Origin of the sequence: Colwellia sp. BRX10-3, from assembly GCF_014077505.1 — a bacterium.
Taxonomy (GTDB): domain Bacteria; phylum Pseudomonadota; class Gammaproteobacteria; order Enterobacterales; family Alteromonadaceae; genus Cognaticolwellia.
Map to the genome: position 1 here is coordinate 1 of NZ_JACGWA010000024.1, position 15,165 is coordinate 15,165.

23 protein-coding genes are annotated in these 15,165 nt (G+C 34.6%); 1 reads left to right on the plus strand and 22 read right to left on the minus strand.

The window, feature by feature from the left end; all coding sequences use genetic code 11:
* Nucleotides 1-177: 177 nt before the first annotated feature.
* The 6 genes from H4J38_RS16635 to H4J38_RS16660 all read right to left on the minus strand — a co-directional run bounded on the left by H4J38_RS16635 (nt 178) and on the right by H4J38_RS16660 (nt 4,714).
* Complete coding sequence (locus H4J38_RS16635) at nt 178-636, minus strand: nuclear transport factor 2 family protein (protein ID WP_182133574.1); 459 nt, start codon at nt 634-636, stop codon at nt 178-180.
* Nucleotides 637-764: 128 nt separating this feature from the next.
* Entirely contained in the window at nt 765-1,283 is a 519-nt protein-coding gene (locus H4J38_RS16640; protein ID WP_182133576.1) for a sel1 repeat family protein, read from the minus strand.
* A gap of 163 nt (nt 1,284-1,446) precedes the next feature.
* The gene (locus tag H4J38_RS16645; protein ID WP_182133578.1) at nt 1,447-2,901 is read right to left on the minus strand and encodes a hypothetical protein; all 1,455 of its coding nucleotides are present in this window, start codon (nt 2,899-2,901) and stop codon (nt 1,447-1,449) included.
* A gap of 123 nt (nt 2,902-3,024) precedes the next feature.
* Nucleotides 3,025-3,438: a hypothetical protein gene (locus tag H4J38_RS16650; protein ID WP_182133580.1), complete on the minus strand. Its 414-nt coding sequence runs from the start codon at nt 3,436-3,438 to the stop codon at nt 3,025-3,027.
* 45 nt (nt 3,439-3,483) lie between these two features.
* Nucleotides 3,484-3,732: a hypothetical protein gene (locus H4J38_RS16655; RefSeq protein ID WP_182133582.1), complete on the minus strand. Its 249-nt coding sequence runs from the start codon at nt 3,730-3,732 to the stop codon at nt 3,484-3,486.
* Nucleotides 3,733-4,033: 301 nt separating this feature from the next.
* Nucleotides 4,034-4,714 (minus strand): DsbA family protein, encoded by a 681-nt coding sequence (locus H4J38_RS16660; protein ID WP_182133584.1) that lies wholly within the window; start codon nt 4,712-4,714, stop codon nt 4,034-4,036.
* A 292-nt stretch (nt 4,715-5,006) separates the two neighbouring features.
* Here H4J38_RS16660 and H4J38_RS16665 point away from each other — a divergent pair, with 292 nt between their 5' ends.
* A complete protein-coding gene (locus H4J38_RS16665) occupies nt 5,007-5,165 on the plus strand; it encodes a hypothetical protein (protein ID WP_182133586.1) in 159 nt (52 codons plus the stop codon).
* A 175-nt stretch (nt 5,166-5,340) separates the two neighbouring features.
* On the opposite strand, the gene H4J38_RS16670 is transcribed toward H4J38_RS16665, so the two are convergent.
* The 16 genes from H4J38_RS16670 to H4J38_RS17480 all read right to left on the minus strand — a co-directional run bounded on the left by H4J38_RS16670 (nt 5,341) and on the right by H4J38_RS17480 (nt 15,152).
* On the minus strand, nt 5,341-5,742 hold the full coding sequence (locus H4J38_RS16670; protein WP_259365548.1) for a DUF4267 domain-containing protein: 402 nt from the start codon (nt 5,740-5,742) through the stop codon (nt 5,341-5,343).
* A 111-nt stretch (nt 5,743-5,853) separates the two neighbouring features.
* Nucleotides 5,854-6,300, minus strand: coding sequence for a hypothetical protein (locus H4J38_RS16675; RefSeq protein ID WP_182133590.1), 447 nt, complete (start codon nt 6,298-6,300; stop codon nt 5,854-5,856).
* A gap of 137 nt (nt 6,301-6,437) precedes the next feature.
* Nucleotides 6,438-6,893, minus strand: coding sequence for an N-acetyltransferase (locus tag H4J38_RS16680; protein ID WP_182133592.1), 456 nt, complete (start codon nt 6,891-6,893; stop codon nt 6,438-6,440).
* Nucleotides 6,894-7,018: 125 nt separating this feature from the next.
* Nucleotides 7,019-7,408, minus strand: coding sequence for a hypothetical protein (locus H4J38_RS16685; protein ID WP_182133594.1), 390 nt, complete (start codon nt 7,406-7,408; stop codon nt 7,019-7,021).
* A gap of 117 nt (nt 7,409-7,525) precedes the next feature.
* Nucleotides 7,526-8,446 carry a hypothetical protein gene (locus H4J38_RS16690; RefSeq protein WP_259365549.1) on the minus strand — a complete coding sequence of 307 codons (921 nt, stop codon included), beginning with the start codon at nt 8,444-8,446 and terminating at the stop codon, nt 7,526-7,528.
* 113 nt (nt 8,447-8,559) lie between these two features.
* Nucleotides 8,560-9,411, minus strand: coding sequence for a glyoxalase III HchA (gene hchA, locus H4J38_RS16695; RefSeq protein WP_182133596.1), 852 nt, complete (start codon nt 9,409-9,411; stop codon nt 8,560-8,562).
* A gap of 144 nt (nt 9,412-9,555) precedes the next feature.
* On the minus strand, nt 9,556-10,095 hold the full coding sequence (locus H4J38_RS16700; protein WP_182133598.1) for a DUF7010 family protein: 540 nt from the start codon (nt 10,093-10,095) through the stop codon (nt 9,556-9,558).
* Between the two features lie 120 nt (nt 10,096-10,215).
* A complete protein-coding gene (locus H4J38_RS16705; protein WP_182133600.1) occupies nt 10,216-10,521 on the minus strand; it encodes a hypothetical protein in 306 nt (101 codons plus the stop codon).
* A gap of 126 nt (nt 10,522-10,647) precedes the next feature.
* Nucleotides 10,648-10,950, minus strand: a complete 303-nt coding sequence (locus H4J38_RS16710) for a hypothetical protein (protein WP_108456089.1) — start codon at nt 10,948-10,950, stop codon at nt 10,648-10,650.
* 147 nt (nt 10,951-11,097) lie between these two features.
* On the minus strand, nt 11,098-11,673 hold the full coding sequence (locus tag H4J38_RS16715) for a hypothetical protein (protein WP_182133602.1): 576 nt from the start codon (nt 11,671-11,673) through the stop codon (nt 11,098-11,100).
* 187 nt (nt 11,674-11,860) lie between these two features.
* The gene (locus tag H4J38_RS16720) at nt 11,861-12,367 is read right to left on the minus strand and encodes an SMI1/KNR4 family protein (RefSeq protein WP_182133604.1); all 507 of its coding nucleotides are present in this window, start codon (nt 12,365-12,367) and stop codon (nt 11,861-11,863) included.
* Between the two features lie 125 nt (nt 12,368-12,492).
* A complete protein-coding gene (locus tag H4J38_RS16725; protein WP_182133606.1) occupies nt 12,493-12,954 on the minus strand; it encodes an ABC transporter permease in 462 nt (153 codons plus the stop codon).
* 98 nt (nt 12,955-13,052) lie between these two features.
* Nucleotides 13,053-13,955 carry a hypothetical protein gene (locus H4J38_RS16730; RefSeq protein WP_220465597.1) on the minus strand — a complete coding sequence of 301 codons (903 nt, stop codon included), beginning with the start codon at nt 13,953-13,955 and terminating at the stop codon, nt 13,053-13,055.
* Between the two features lie 202 nt (nt 13,956-14,157).
* Entirely contained in the window at nt 14,158-14,499 is a 342-nt protein-coding gene (locus tag H4J38_RS16735; protein WP_182133610.1) for a hypothetical protein, read from the minus strand.
* Nucleotides 14,500-14,688: 189 nt separating this feature from the next.
* On the minus strand, nt 14,689-14,919 hold the full coding sequence (locus H4J38_RS16740) for a hypothetical protein (RefSeq protein WP_182133612.1): 231 nt from the start codon (nt 14,917-14,919) through the stop codon (nt 14,689-14,691).
* Between the two features lie 152 nt (nt 14,920-15,071).
* A complete protein-coding gene (locus tag H4J38_RS17480; protein WP_404842627.1) occupies nt 15,072-15,152 on the minus strand; it encodes a hypothetical protein in 81 nt (26 codons plus the stop codon).
* Nucleotides 15,153-15,165 lie beyond the last annotated feature (13 nt).

The window sequence follows — 15,165 nt, forward strand, 5'->3', positions numbered from 1 at the left end:
AATAGCATGAAGTTTAAACGCTAATGAATATTGGTTGTAATGTCGCTTTCTTGTATGTCCCATGATTAACCTCTTTGGTAACAATTAAATAAATAACTGTCTACCAAAGTGGTACAAGATCACAGCGGAACTGAGTAAACTGTTTTTAGTCCTGCTTTATGCCTTGTTATAAGTACCTTAGCTATTTTTACCATGTCCATAACTCAGGACTCGAGTAATGACCCACTTGTTGTCTATATTACGCCAAACCATAACAAAATTTGCCTTACCTTCGCACTCTTGTGTTTTGTTTTGACAAAAAATATGGACACCTTCTGTAATAGCCCCGAAATTCTTAACTGGATAAGCTTTAAATGATGTTGAGATAAGCTTACGAGTAAAGTTTCCACAAGCAAATTTTTTGGTATTTGAAATCATTGTCTTACGATCCCAAGTAACGCCACCATTATCATGATAAAACTCTACATCATTAGAAAAATAGCTCGCATGCTTATCTAACTCATCTTGATTTTGGCAGTTATTAAAAGCTTGAAAGACTTGAGTATCAAGTGACATCATTCTATCAACTAGAGGCACTTCACTAGCAAATAAAGGTGCAGAAAAGAAAGTCACTAAAAGGACATATAATTTATTCATAAAACTCCAAACCTGTCATGTAAGTATAACGCCTCAATAAGGGGCTTTAATTGTTGGCTAAAATAAGCGGCGAAGGAGCAAATAGCCAACGGTTATTTATCCTGTTTGAATGGTTTGTAGGCTACTTACTACTCAACCATATCAACCTCATATAACGTACTGAGACCTTCATACTTATGACATTTAACATCTACTCTATTTGAGGATGTATTAATAGATTTTTGGCAAGTTACATGTTGAGACTTTAACCCGTACTTTTTAACATATTCATTGACTATTTCATCTATATTTTGTTTTTGTTGAACGGTGGCATATGAATAAAAAGATTTATACTCTTCATTCCATTCTTTAACATTTGCCTCTTTGGCTACACCTAACCACCCCATTCCAAGTAAAATTGACTGCTCGACATATTGACCTTTTAAAAACATATAAGCTAATACATATTGCGAGCCTTTATATCCCCAAGCGGCGGGCTCCTTAAGTAAATAAAATGCTTTTTTATAATTTCCTTTTTTGTATTGAGTTATCCCTGTAACTTCTTTTACTTCAAGTGAATTTGTTGATTTTCTTATTGAACCTGTCGATTTACACGACAAAAGAAAAGAAGAAATTATAGTTATTATGATTACTTGCTTGATTTGCATAACAATCCTTTATAAATGCTCAGAAAATTAGTAGTAGCCTAACGCCAAATAATGGGCAAATATCAGTTGGTTAAAATAAGCGACGCAGGAGCAAAAACCAACTGTTATTTGTCCTGATTAATTTGCTTGTTAGGTATTTGATACCAACACTACTTTAATACTTTTACATTCTATTTGAATCATACAGCTTATTAATAACGTCTATAGAAATATTGTTATTACTATGATGACCTACAATACGCTCAATTTTAAGTTGTTTGCTTCGAATAAAATCAATAAACGTTTTAGTATAACTAGGCAGTATTTTAGGTATCGTGTTATCGAAAGGAACTTCAAGAAAGTCTGATTGATAGAGAATGCCATTGCTTTCAAAGTAAGCAAAACTTTGCCGCTTGGCACGAGAGTTTTCTAGTACATAAAAACGCACGCCATCAATCAATTCATCATCAGCAATTGTTTGGAATTTAAAGAACTCTAGATCCTCTTTAAATTGTGGATAGGCTTTAATAGCTTCAATACTGTATGCATCTGCGCGTATCACCGCACCTAACTTTGCATAAGTTGTAAGGCCAGCAATATGATCGCTATAAGGATGAGTAACATATACCGAAGTAATTTTCTTTTGCGGAAATTGTTCAAAGATTAGTTCAATAGTTTGTTCAGATCGTTTTCTATTAATAGGTGCACCAAAAACCATAACTTCATTGCCATTTACTTTAAATAGCGTGTTGCGATTGGCTGAAGCGTTAGCTATTAGATATAAATCTGGCGCAATTTCTGTTGATAAAAGTTTTATATGACCATCAGAAATAATGGGACCATATCCATCAAGCAGTTTAAGTTTAGTTGGTTCAATTTTATCAATAATTGTGAAGGAATCTGTTTGTGTGATAAAGCTTGGTATTGTGTCACCATTATAATATTTTACTAATGAGTGAGCGAAGGTTAAGCCATTAGATGTTTTATAGTCATCATAAATATAAATACGGCGTCGCGATTTATTGTTAATCGACAACAAGCGCAACGGACTATTGCTGAAAACATATTCCATGATTTTATCATCAGGAGTTTTATGTGTCAGGGTAGTTTCTTTTGATAATTTACTCTGTCGAATATTGATATTTGTTCCGACATCAGTTTCTTCAAAGAGTGGTCTAACCGCGAAAAAATCGACATTCATTAATGTAAGATTTTTGTAGCGCTCAAAGCTATTCATATTTTGTTTACTAACGCGTTTACCTAAAAAAATGCCATTTTTTTCATAACGTAAGCTTTCGTTATCATTTTGAAAATGTACCTCATCGACTAGAAGACCACCTGTAAAATGATGTACTACATTTTGAGCATAATGCTTTTTTCGAAGATCAATATCGGTTATTTTGAACGCCTGATATCGACTTGGTGCCTTATAATCCCATGACTGGTAAGCGTCACTTTGCCCCAAGTAACGGTAGGCTAACGAAAATGTAGTTATTGAAGATGTTTTATAATAATGCGATTTCAGCTTATCAATGAAATCCTCAGACTCTCCTGCGCTAGCAATAGTTATCGTAGTTGTGTATAGAGCCATGTAAACACATACCGAAGTTAAGATACGCCGTACAAAATTATTCTTCAAAATTAATTCCCTTTAAATAATTGAAAATATACCAACTGAATACTGAACTCAGAAATACCTAACGCCCAAATAACAGGCTAAGTAATGGTTGGCTAAAATTGTGTAGCGAAACGTAGCCAACTGTTACGTGTCCTTGTTGATTTTCTTGTTATGTGCGCATTCATTGATTGCTGAAAAACCCAAATCAATATTAGCTACAATATAACCATACTCTTTTTTAGATATTTGCTTAGAGATAAACTGCTGCTTGGCTAACTCATGAGTCCAAATTTTGCCACAAGGTGGTAATGGAATAGAAGTATCTATTTTTAACAGATATTCCTCTTGAATTGCACCACCTTTTTTAACAATACTTTTAGCGCATAAACTCAAAGCATACTCAACAGCATATTTATCAACACTTGGCATACCAATAAACTCGACATCACAACCAAGTTTTTTGCTACCTTCAGAATCAACATAGTAAAGTTGCCCTGATTTAGTGCAAGCAGAGCACATTAATAAAAGAATGTATAAATATATATGCCTAATATTCAATAGAACTCCTTGTGCACATAACGCTTGCACAGCTTGTTATGTGTATTATTTACAACAATACCATCCATTTTTACTACTGCCATGATACGTATCTGCAAATAGTTTAAAACCAGTATTGCAATTGGAACACTTAAAATAATTAAGAACAATGTCAGACCATGGAGCTTTATTTGGTACTAAATGAAATTCTTCTTGGAACCCATCATCGTTTGGTGGAAGAGCAATTAAATTTCCATTTGCCACCTCTGCTTTGATGCGCTTAACAAGGGTAGAAAATTCACTTGGATTTTTCACCAGCTTCTTCCTATGAGATCGGCATTGTTCACAATTATTCTTCCGTAGAAATTTAAACACTGAACTCTCTCAATACACATAACGCCCTGTTAACAGGCAATAATATAGTTGGTTAAAATTGGTGACGAAGGAGCAAAACCAACTGTATTTTATCCTTGCTTAACAACTTGTTAGCTACCAATACACACCCAACTTGACTGTCTTTACTTCGCCTAGGCTACAACAGGCTAAGAAATAGACATTTATTGCTCTTTTTACAAACAAAGGCACATAACGTGCCTTTTAAAATGAGGCTACTCAATTACTTTATCGTCAATAAGAACTTAATTAGATCCATATAGTCTTGATTAGTTTTAATTTTATCTGTGGGCTTTGCTAGATACTTACCATTAATAACTAGTTTGGGTACACCTGACAATTTATTATGTATCATTTCCTCAAGATTTTGTTTGATTTTAGCGGTGACATTATCTGAATTCATTGCTTTATTGAAAGCCTTGATGTCAATGTTTTTACGTTTCAAAAAGTTTACTATCTCATTAGTGTCAAGGAGTTTTCCTTGTTTAGTCATTTGTGTGTACAACTTAAATAGATCATCATACATGGCCATATTGTCTGTTTCGCTCAGAGCATAATATACTCTAGCATCCATAACCCACCTTTCTTTTAAAGGTGCAGGTTTTTTAATTAATTTTACTTTATTCTCAACCGAGAAGTTATTGATATGTGGCTCTAAATTTTGGCAGTGGCTACACCCAAACCAGAAATATTCGACAATAAAAGGTTCAATTATAGTTTCGTTTAGTGAAATATTTTCTACTATTTCATAATCAACACCCTCCACATATTTAACAGATGAAGATATCTCTAGGCTATTTGAATCAATACTAGATTGGTGTTCAACTGCATTAGATTGAGTGTTATTTTCGCTACAGGATACCAATGTTCCTAAAGCTAAAATCAATAATAGGTATTTGTACATTAATTCATTTTCCTTCTATTTGGTTGCTAACGCCACGTTAAGCGGCAAAAAATTGTTTGCTAAAATGTGAAGCGAAGCGGAACCGAGCAAACTGTTTTTAGTCCTGCTTTATTGCCTTGTTAGCTATACTTTTTTACGCCACCCATTGAGACAACTTAATAATATTTGGACTATAAATGGTGGAATGCATATTAAACTAACCCACATATATTGGTTAATAAAGCTATTAATTGATAACGTGCCCTCAGCTATAAAGACAGAGATAGGGACACATACTAATATAGAAATGCATATGCTAGTAAAAGCCCATTTAATGTTTGAGAGAAGTGGAGCTTTGGTGAATGCTATTGGAAGTAATACAATGAATGAAATGAACCATCCGGCACCAAACGGTAATGGGAAATATTTAGTCCAAAATGAATTAGGGACTATTTTAGAAAATAAGAATTGATCTGGAAAAGCTATTATTACTCCCCCAAGAATAACTCCGCATATTAATGCAACTAACCGACTTCCGTGCACTGAACTTTCCATGTATAGCGCCCCAATAAGAGGCTAAAATGGTTGACTAAAATAGTGAGGCACGAACGGCAGCCAACTTTTTTTAGTCCTGCTTGATTGCCTTGTTAGGCTTTTTTACGTACAAGCTTGTTTAAAACAAAGAACGTTATTACTAAATATAAAATGGTAATAATATGCTTAAGAACTACTTTAAATGGGGCATCAGCTTGATATGCCAAAATACCATCAGTAACGGGCATGACAATACCAAATAAAGCGCCCCACATTAAGATTGAATAATGACGAATATATAAGAGATAACTAAAAATTAACGCTATAAAAATAGTGCGAGAACCGTAAATATTAACCCAATCTGCATCCATATTAGAAAACAACTCAGTTCCTCTTATACTTGAGAAAGCTGATGGGTCAACATACGCAAAGATTCCATAAAAGCCCTGTAAAATAGTCATAAGTAGCACAAGAGTAATACCGACAATTTCTAACTTTGATTTTTTGATATTCATACTATCCATGTACACCTGAATTATTGACTACAATGTGAACGAAGTGAAACAGCCAACTGTTTTTTGTCCGTTTGAACGCCTTGTTAGGCTTGTTAGGCTTGTTAGGCTTGTTTACGACGAACCAAACAATTTTTTAGCCTTACTTAACAACTGACTAGAAATTAAATCACCTTTATTTATTCGGTAGATATTCATTTGAGTTATTTCTTTTATAGTGTTTGAATCAACTAAATAGGTTTGCCCATTATATGAAATTTTATCTTCATTAAAGTAAACAACTAGCCATTTTTTTGAAGCAGGCAACATTAATAAAAGTTGTTCTGCCGTCTCTGTATTGAATTTGCTATTTTTCAATTGGTGGCTTGTAAGAATAGCGGTATCAATAAAGTTCCTTAATTCAATAAACCCATGATGTTTTGCATAGACAATTGCACCATCTTGATTTTTGTTAAGCCAGTAAATTGAATGGATATCCTTACTGGTGCCTGAGTCATAAGCTTCATCTGCGAAAGCGTTTAACGTACAAAATGTGAAACAGATAAATAGTAGTTTGATCATTTTAAATCCTTTAATGATGATGAATGCTAAATATTCTAATAAGCCTAACGCCCCAATAAGAGGCTTTTAATAGTTGGTTAAAATGTGTAGCGAAGCGGAACCTAGCCAACTGTTAAAAGTCCTGCTTGAATGTCTTGTTAGAGAGCATTTTTAACCGACATCGCCAGTTTTTTAATGCCATGAGATGGAGTCCACCGTTTAAATTCTACAAAGCCATGTTTCTTATATAAATTAATTGCTGGTTCATTAACAACCGCTGTTTCTACAGTTGCTTCTGAAAACTCAAATGCGCCGAGTATAAAGCTTATCAATTTTCCTGCGATGCCTTTCCTAAAATACTTTGGATCAACTGTTAAACTATCAATTTCTAAGAGCTTACCATTTATAGAAATCTCTATAATTGCAGCGAGGCATTTATTTTCACTAAAACCATAGAATAGTGACTTTGAACTTTCTATATTTTTAGCGCTTCGCGATAGTGGCGGAAAATCAAGAACATCAATAAGTTGAGCTTCAACTTTATAAGAGCTTTGAAATATTGCAAAAATTTGGCCAGCAACTTCTACATTCGAATTATCAAGTTTGTTTATCATACGATGCCTAGACTCAAAATTTGCATTGCTCTCTAACGCCTACTTAAGCGGAAAAATATAGTTGGCTATAATGTGAAGCCGAGCGGAACCGAGCCAACTGTTCACAGTCCCGCTTAATCTTCTTGTTATGTATCTTTTACACCACTTTTGATTTTATATATTTTGAATAAGTCGTAAAAAACAAACGAAATAAGCATTGTTATTATGCCCCAAAAAACTTCAGGAGATTCAGTTATGGATAATACTTTGCCTTTGGCACCGATTTGTCCGTTAACCAATGAATAAATTAAAAAAGCAGCTACAAAAAAAATGCTAATAATTCGGCTTGATATAGTCTTTGGTTTTTTCACTATTTCAGGAGTTTTAGCTGCAGGATTGGGCTTTGGAGATACAGACTCTTTAAGTTTTATTTGTTCAAGCAACAATTGATATCTATCAGGATATGCATCTTGATCAATATGTTCTTCAACATCATATAATTCATCTAGAGAATATGTACTGTAATCCTTATGCAAACTCAAATCCTTTTAGATACATAACGCCCTAATAATGGGCAAAAAATTGTTTGCTAAAATGTTGAGGTACGAAAACAGCAAACTGTTTTTTGTCCCTGTTTAAATACTTGTTATGTTTTAGTACACCCAACCATCCATACAATTGGTTGGCATACCTAGCTCATCTATTTCAGCGTAAATATCATCGATGTAATCCGGATCTTTATAATCCTTCTTGGCTATGTCTAACCAATACAGAGCCTTTATAGTATCTTTATTACACGCATAATAAGTGCCTAGCCATATTTCACCGTACTTATAACCTTGCTTCGCAGATTGTTCAAATGCATTAAAAGCATCGCGTGTAGAGCTATTTTGAAGCAACTTACCTATATAATAATATGCTTGAGGTTCTTTAAATTTCTCTATAGAAAACCTCCATAGTTCTAGAGATTTTTCTATATTTGTTGTTATTGACTGTGAAAGCCCAAACATTGAATAACTGTATGAACCATGCACTAAAGCAGATGCCAAATCGAATAGTTCTTTATAAGGTAAATTTTTATATTCTTTTATTTTTTGATTAAATGCTTTTTCAATTTGATTGTCGGTTCTAACAACTTCAGGCAAACCAAACAGTGTTTTATTTTGTCTTAAAAATACCAGATGATTTTCTTCATTGTAGTTTGTGACAAATTTAAACCAATGCTCAAGTGCTGTGGTGTTACAACCTCCATTTTGTTGAATTAACTCTTCTACCAATTGGTTAGCTAAAGTGTCTGTTTCTTTTTCATGACCCATGAATTGAACAAACTCTTCAAACGTATAACCAGTATTTTTTCTTAAATAATAATCCGCTTCAAAAAGAAACTCAGAAGAGTTTTCAAATTTTGTTTTACATCGCTTATTCAATTTAGAAAATGCAACGTTGCCCAGCTCAACATCACCTATCACTTCAGCATATTTTACAGCCAACTTTTCGAATTGATTTAACTCTTTTCCTGTTACTTCAGAGTGAAAGAAAAAAGATAAAATTATAAAAAATAAAATTCGATTCATTAACCAATCCTTGAGAAAAACATAACGCCTTACTAATGGGCGCATAAATGCTTGGCTAAAATTAGCGACGAAGGAGCACAAGCTAAGCGTTTTGCGTCCTTTTGAGTAACTTGTTATGTACGTGCTGAAGTTAACGTTTCTACAGCTAATTTTCCTAGAGCATCCGCTGCTAACGGGCTTGCTCCTGTAATTAATAAACGGTCACGACAAACAGTATTGTCTGCTTTACTATTCGCCAACACAACTCCAAGCCCTTTTAGCTTCTCACTCAATCCCCAAGGCATCTTACCCGGTAAGTAACCAATCATAGGTGTTTGTGCGTCGACTGAATCTGGAAAAACAGCCATTTTATAACCCTGATATAAGAACTCAGAATCACTCGTGCAAGTTGATAAGAAAGCAGCTGGACCATGGCAGATGGAAATTGTGAATACATCGTTGTCATGCGCCCAATTTAGAACAGAAGCAACAGATTGATCTTCAGGCAGACCTAACATTGCACCATGACCGCCAGGAACAAATACTGCTGCATATTCTTCAGCATTCAGTCCATTAGTAACGAGAGCATTTAGACTAGTCGGGTTTTCAAACTGCTTTTTATATTCAGTATATAAAGAGTTTACATGTTCATCTTCCTGGGGAAACGCCCACATTTCTATAATTGCAGGCTTACCACTAGGCGTCGCTATCTCAAACTCATAGCCTGCATTTCTAAGATGCAACATGGGCACCAGAGTTTCAACAGGGTGATTACCTGTTGAAAACAGCTTTCCATTTCTCATTTCCATATTCTTTTGTTCGGTCGCCAAGACTAAGACTTTTCGCCTTGAGCCACTTACCGGACTATATGCAACTTCTTTGTAATCTGTCTTATCAGAAGTCGCTAGTTTCAAAGCAATCTTTGACGGAGAGTATGAACCATCCGATTCGAGCTTCGGAGCTAACCCCAACAGTTTTCTTAACATAAATCTTTTCCTTTCAATATGTTGATAGCTAGTTATTAGCTCAAAGTACATAACGCCCATTTAAGGGGCAAAAAATGTTAGCTAAAATTGTGAGCGGAGTGAAACAGCCAACTGTTTTTTGTCCGTTTGAACGCCTTGTTAGGGCTATATTACTGCTTCTTTGAAGGTTGAGTTTTCTTTAAAAAGTAAACCACAAGTTATTACATATATAGGAATAAGTGAAGCAAATGTATAAAGGTACGAAAATTCACTTCCTCCAAGAGCCATTAAGCATCCTATAATAGGCATACTAAAACCTATAAAATAATACCCTGTACTTTTATATAGCCAACCATAAGGAATAAAGTGAGAACCAAATAGTACTGAAAAAACAAAAGGAAACCAATTAGGATTAAGTTGTAATACCATTATTAGCACAGGCCAATAAAGGAATTGAGCTAACGCTAGAATAGCCCCTAAGTCTGTTAAAGGTGGCAATTTAGCAAATGGATTAACATCGAATATCTTTGAGATGAAAAATGCTATTGGAAAAGTACTGCCCGTTACAACTATTCCCCAAATTAAAGCCTGCCTCTGCGGCAAAAAATTTACAAATAAAGTAAGGAGGGTAATTACGAGCAAACCTGCCAGCGGAAATCCAATTCCCTTTTTAGTAAAACGTATTAATTCATCTCTATTATCCATAATTTCTCCTAAAGTCGGCCTATAGCCCTAACGCCCTATTAACAGGCAATAAAATAGTTGGTTAAAATTAGCGACGAAGGAGCAAAAACCAACTGTTTTTTGTCCTTGTTTAACAGCTTGTTAGGTTTCTTTACCACTACTGTTTAAATCTGATTTATTAGAAACAACTGCCGTAACAAAAACAGAAACCAATAAAATACCGCCCAAAATTAAAGATGGAGTTAAACCGATTCCCGTACTTTTTGACATATAACCAACCAGTGCAGCTATTACTAGCTGAATACAGTTTGCAGTTGCAATCCATAGCGGAATTGGCGATTTAAATATTCGTTTACGACTAATGAAGGCTAAAACAATACTAGCAATAGTGCCAATACAAATGGAAAGGATCAATAACATAAAAAGTAGAGGTATTATTCCATCCATTGATGCAGACTCCTTGTAAACCTAACGCCCATTTAAGGGGCAAAATAGAGTTGGCTAAAATAGATGAACGTAGTGAACAAAACAGCCAACTTTATTTTGTCCTGCTTTAAATTCTTGTTATACGTACTATTTACCGCTGTGTTTTTTAAGTGATTCGTCAAGTGCCTTTTGTTTCTTTGCTTGTTCACTTTTACATCTGTTTTTTTCATACTCATATGGATGATTACAATTTTCGTCTGCACCCAACCCTATTAGTAAGCTTTCTTCTCTTTCCTTACACTTCATCTCCTGAGCTGGTTCCATATTTACACATGAAGCTGCTTTTCTACTAACACCAGCTTCTCCATAATCTTCAGTGCTATAAGAACTACAACCATTGGCTAGAATACTAATCAATGCAGATATTATTAACTTAAACTGTAAATTCATGCGCAAACCTCCCTTGTACGTATAACGCCTCATTAAGAGGCTAAAAATTGATGGCTAAAATAAGCGAGGCACGAGCAATAGCCAGCTGTTTTTAGTCCTTTGGAATGCCTTGTTAGCAGGATTACCGCAACTTACATATCAAGGTTTTTACTCATAAATTGCACCCTTTCTTAAATCTTCACAGGGAACTCCTAAAAATCTTGATAAAATATCGGCATCCGATTTGATTTCATATCTATCACCATGGTTCATTATTATTATCCGTTGATTATCAAGGGTGCAAAAACTCAATTCAAAACTTGTATACGTTTTCCCTGATGAATAAATTTCTTTACTTATCAGGTGCAGTATTGCAATTTCAGATAACTTGATTGCCAATTTAGTATTAAGTACTTTTCCAGCATAATAGACACCTAATTTTTTATCAAAATGGTGTGTTTTTCGGATACGATAAAAAATAAAACGCACAATTCCACTAAAACTAATACAGATAATACTAAGGGTAATAATTACATTAGTTGCATCAGAGCTTTCTTCACTCAGAACAATACTTGTGATAAAGAATAATGCTCCCCATATCAATATTTGAAAAAAAAATTCGAACAAGTAGCTTTTTAACGATGGTAGTACTGCTGCAACATTACTTTTCATCACAAGCTTGGCATCTTTATAGCTAGTCCCACCTAAGGAAACAGGAATTATTTCATCGCCAGTTTTAAACATTCGTTCTAAAGCTCCCTTCGTAACTGATTAAGTAATATTGATTGCATAATAGTAAGGCATGCTCAGGATTAGATCCTGCTAACGCCGTTTTAAGCGGCAAATTGCAGTTGGCTAAAATGTGTGAGGTACGAACAACAGCCAACTGTAATTTGTCCGACTTGAAAACCCTTGTTAGGCGATACCTGACCTAGCACAAACTTTCAATTTTACTTATAAATTCAGGAAACTCAGACGCTGCTCTCTTTATTACATTAGAAGCAGAGCTTTCATGTGAATTTGCATATTTAACAGCAAAGTCCAAAAATAATTGATTTTCAGTTCCTGACTCATCTGGATAAACCGTTGCTTCATATGGCCCTACACCTCTCGCAAAAAGCCAAAGATAATCATAAAAAGTTTGAGCAATTATGCCTAACTCCCCTTCAGAACCAAAAAACACAATTGGCTGTTGGAGTAAGTCGCAATTATCTTTTACACACCAAAATGCAGCATACCCACCACTTCCATCTTGACCAAAAATTAGAAAATCATTCCCATCAACTTCATTATTTCCCGTCCAAGCTTTTATCCATTCTGTGGTTTCGCTTTTAGAGTAAAAAGAATCAAATGGTTCGAAATCAATTCCTTCCCCATCGTTATAGTCTATTTCAATAGAATGCAGTTGCTTTAATAACTCAGGAAATTCCCTATCCATTTTAATTCTCCAATATATGAGGGGGGATGTACGCCTAACGCCGCATTAAGCGGAAAATTATAGTTGGCTAAAATGTTTGAGGAACGAAAAACAGCCAACTGTAAATTTTCCGTTTGAATGCCTTGTTAGTACTCGTTGCGCCACAAATCGTCTTTTTTTGATAGTAACTCGGAATACATTTTATAACACCCAAAAGGCATAAAAATAAACATTGCGATTGTTAACAGTGCCATAAATTTAGAACCGATTTGTGCAGTATATATTTTAAAGAGGCCATCATCTGACTGCCCCAATATAGCTTCCTGTTTATCCAGTAAATACAAAACAGAATAGCTAGACTTTTCCTTGAGTTTAAAAGGAAACTTTTCAATGAAAATATGACCGTCTATTTCCAAATTGTAATAGTATGAATTACCGCCTTTGGCTGAACCGCTTACATGATCAAAGCTAATCACTTTGGCTTGTTTTTCAACGCCATTTTTCCAGAAGTCATAAGTAGTGGTGCCTAGAGAATATCCAGCCCAAAAAAGAGCCAAGACCCCAAAACTTAAAAATGCGATGACACAATAGCTAGATAATTTCTTCATAGAGTACTAACGCCTACTTAAGCGGAAAAATATAGTTGGCTAAAATAAGTGAACGGAGTGAAAACAGCCAACTGTATTTTTTCCGTTTGAAGTTCTTGTTATGTGAATATTGCGCCAATATAGTTTAACACCTGATTACAATAAGTTAACAAAGGTGCTAAGTATTCTCTGGCCGCATCAATTTTATCCACAGCCGTTAAGAATGTACCAATGACCAGTAAGAATGTTAAGAAAGCCATCCACCGTTGCAAGCTAACTTGTCGCCGCTGAATTATTCTATTATTCTCAGCATTCGCTAATTTCTCTTTTGTTAAAGTGAAATAATGAATCCCATTTCCTTTCATTTTATATAATGGATCATGTTCTTGGTTTGCAGAAATCTTCTGGATTTCTTTATCTTCTACACATGAATCCAAAATCCAATCCAGTGATTGTGAAACTTTCTGGTAAATTTCAAACTTACCTACGTAGTGGTTCCCAAAAATGAGCTTGGAAAGCTCACTTTTTTTGAAAGTGCCTTTACGTAAAAAGTCATCACTATTCATTAGAGCTTCATAAATTTCAAACTTGGATCTAAGAGGACTTCTTATTTTTCTATAAACACGATGCTTATTTATAAAGTTTTCTAATTTATTAAAAAGGATCTCTAAGTATATCAGTTTAACTTTTCTTAATAGATACAACCTAGTTAAAGTAAATAATGAGCATTTTTGCTCTCTTACATTCCAGTACCCAAAATAAAAATTTACATCTATTCGTGAGTATTTTAAAAAATCAGCTGACAAGATTGTCGGTTGCCACTCAACATCTTCACGACTTTTTTTCACTCCAGCTAAAATCCCCCCCCATCTTTTCCCATTTTTCGTGGGCATAAATTCAAATTTTATTTTTAATGCTCCACGATTGTTTTCAGGGATTTGAGAAATATCTTCATTAGTTGCTTTGGGTATATAAATATGAACTTCATAAAAGTCATTTTTTTTAGCTTCATCTGAGCTCAATGAAAATTGACTTGGACAAATATGTTTTGAGAAGTAACAAATTAAATGGAATCTAATTTTGTTAATGAATAATGAAAACATTTGACTCCATAACTAGACTTTGGCAATTCACATAACGCTTTGCTAAGCGGAAAATAATAGTTGGATATAATCGCGAAGCGATGGCCAACTGTTATTTTTCCGTTTAAGCACCTTGTTAGGCTTATATTTGGCAATCCGAGATTGCTTTAAAATATGGATCAGCGCCTACACTCATTGCCATAAATTTATATGCTTTGGTTACTGTGGCATCACCATTAGATTTAATATCTGCAAGATAATGTAAATTTCCAGACAAACTAGCTGTTAATGAAAAACCGCCAGATATTTCTCTTTGATTAACAACTCCAAATGTTTCCCATTTATCAGCAATACAAATTGCAATTTCTTTAGAGCTTTTTACACTTGAATGAATAACATCTGGTGAGTTACTTCGCATGCTGTTCGGATTTGTAGAACATCCTGCAAGTAATAGTACCGTTAAAGTTGATAATACCTTTTTCATAATCGATCCTTGATAGTTTGATTTATAAGCCTAACGCCTACTTAAGCGGAAAAATATAGTTGGCTAAAATGTTGAACGGAGTGAAAACAGCCAACTGTATTTTTTCCGTTTGAAGTTCTTGTTAGCTGTTTAACTAACCACCACATTAAAACTATTGTTGTAGACAACATAATTTGGATACTTCGATAACTAGTTATTATCTTGCTCTTTGTTACTAAACCCTATTTTCAAAGCCCATATGCCACCGATAAAATCTAAAAACACGCATACAGTGAATTCAATGAAAGCTGTTTCTCTATCCACCATACGTCCACTAGCTGTTGCGTGGTTAGCTAAGCCTTGCGCCTTACCAGTGGATAAACTTAAAATCACACCATACAGTAAGTAGATTCCAAAAAAAGCAGCGAGAATTCTCTTCATTGTCTAAATCCCTCTAAAATATAATCAGAAATGTTCAGCATTTTCAGCTACCTCATATGTAACTTTAAACTGCTAACGCCCCGCTAAGGGGAGATTTATTGTTGGCTAAAATGTTGAACGGAGTGATCTTACACCACTTTCGTAGACACATTTCAAAGTCCTAATTTCTCATATTTTTCAGGCGTTGTATAACCTAAACTTGAATGTAATCGTTCTTGATTGTAAAACGCGATGTATTTCTGACTA

Coding starts and splice junctions, on each gene's coding strand:
- H4J38_RS16640 (WP_182133576.1), bottom strand. CDS start 1,283: ATGCAAATCAAGCAAGTAATCATAATAACTATAATTTCTTCTTTTCTT.
- hchA (WP_182133596.1), bottom strand. CDS start 9,411: ATGTTAAGAAAACTGTTGGGGTTAGCTCCGAAGCTCGAATCGGATGGT.
- H4J38_RS16700 (WP_182133598.1), bottom strand. CDS start 10,095: ATGGATAATAGAGATGAATTAATACGTTTTACTAAAAAGGGAATTGGA.
- H4J38_RS16635 (WP_182133574.1), bottom strand. CDS start 636: ATGAATAAATTATATGTCCTTTTAGTGACTTTCTTTTCTGCACCTTTA.
- H4J38_RS16690 (WP_259365549.1), bottom strand. CDS start 8,446: ATGAATCGAATTTTATTTTTTATAATTTTATCTTTTTTCTTTCACTCT.
- H4J38_RS16665 (WP_182133586.1), top strand. CDS start 5,007: ATGCTAGTAAAAGCCCATTTAATGTTTGAGAGAAGTGGAGCTTTGGTG.
- H4J38_RS16735 (WP_182133610.1), bottom strand. CDS start 14,499: ATGAAAAAGGTATTATCAACTTTAACGGTACTATTACTTGCAGGATGT.
- H4J38_RS16660 (WP_182133584.1), bottom strand. CDS start 4,714: ATGTACAAATACCTATTATTGATTTTAGCTTTAGGAACATTGGTATCC.
- H4J38_RS16680 (WP_182133592.1), bottom strand. CDS start 6,893: ATGATAAACAAACTTGATAATTCGAATGTAGAAGTTGCTGGCCAAATT.
- H4J38_RS16705 (WP_182133600.1), bottom strand. CDS start 10,521: ATGGATGGAATAATACCTCTACTTTTTATGTTATTGATCCTTTCCATT.
- H4J38_RS16725 (WP_182133606.1), bottom strand. CDS start 12,954: ATGAAGAAATTATCTAGCTATTGTGTCATCGCATTTTTAAGTTTTGGG.
- H4J38_RS16720 (WP_182133604.1), bottom strand. CDS start 12,367: ATGGATAGGGAATTTCCTGAGTTATTAAAGCAACTGCATTCTATTGAA.
- H4J38_RS16715 (WP_182133602.1), bottom strand. CDS start 11,673: ATGTTTAAAACTGGCGATGAAATAATTCCTGTTTCCTTAGGTGGGACT.
- H4J38_RS16740 (WP_182133612.1), bottom strand. CDS start 14,919: ATGAAGAGAATTCTCGCTGCTTTTTTTGGAATCTACTTACTGTATGGT.
- H4J38_RS16710 (WP_108456089.1), bottom strand. CDS start 10,950: ATGAATTTACAGTTTAAGTTAATAATATCTGCATTGATTAGTATTCTA.
- H4J38_RS16670 (WP_259365548.1), bottom strand. CDS start 5,742: ATGAATATCAAAAAATCAAAGTTAGAAATTGTCGGTATTACTCTTGTG.
- H4J38_RS16675 (WP_182133590.1), bottom strand. CDS start 6,300: ATGATCAAACTACTATTTATCTGTTTCACATTTTGTACGTTAAACGCT.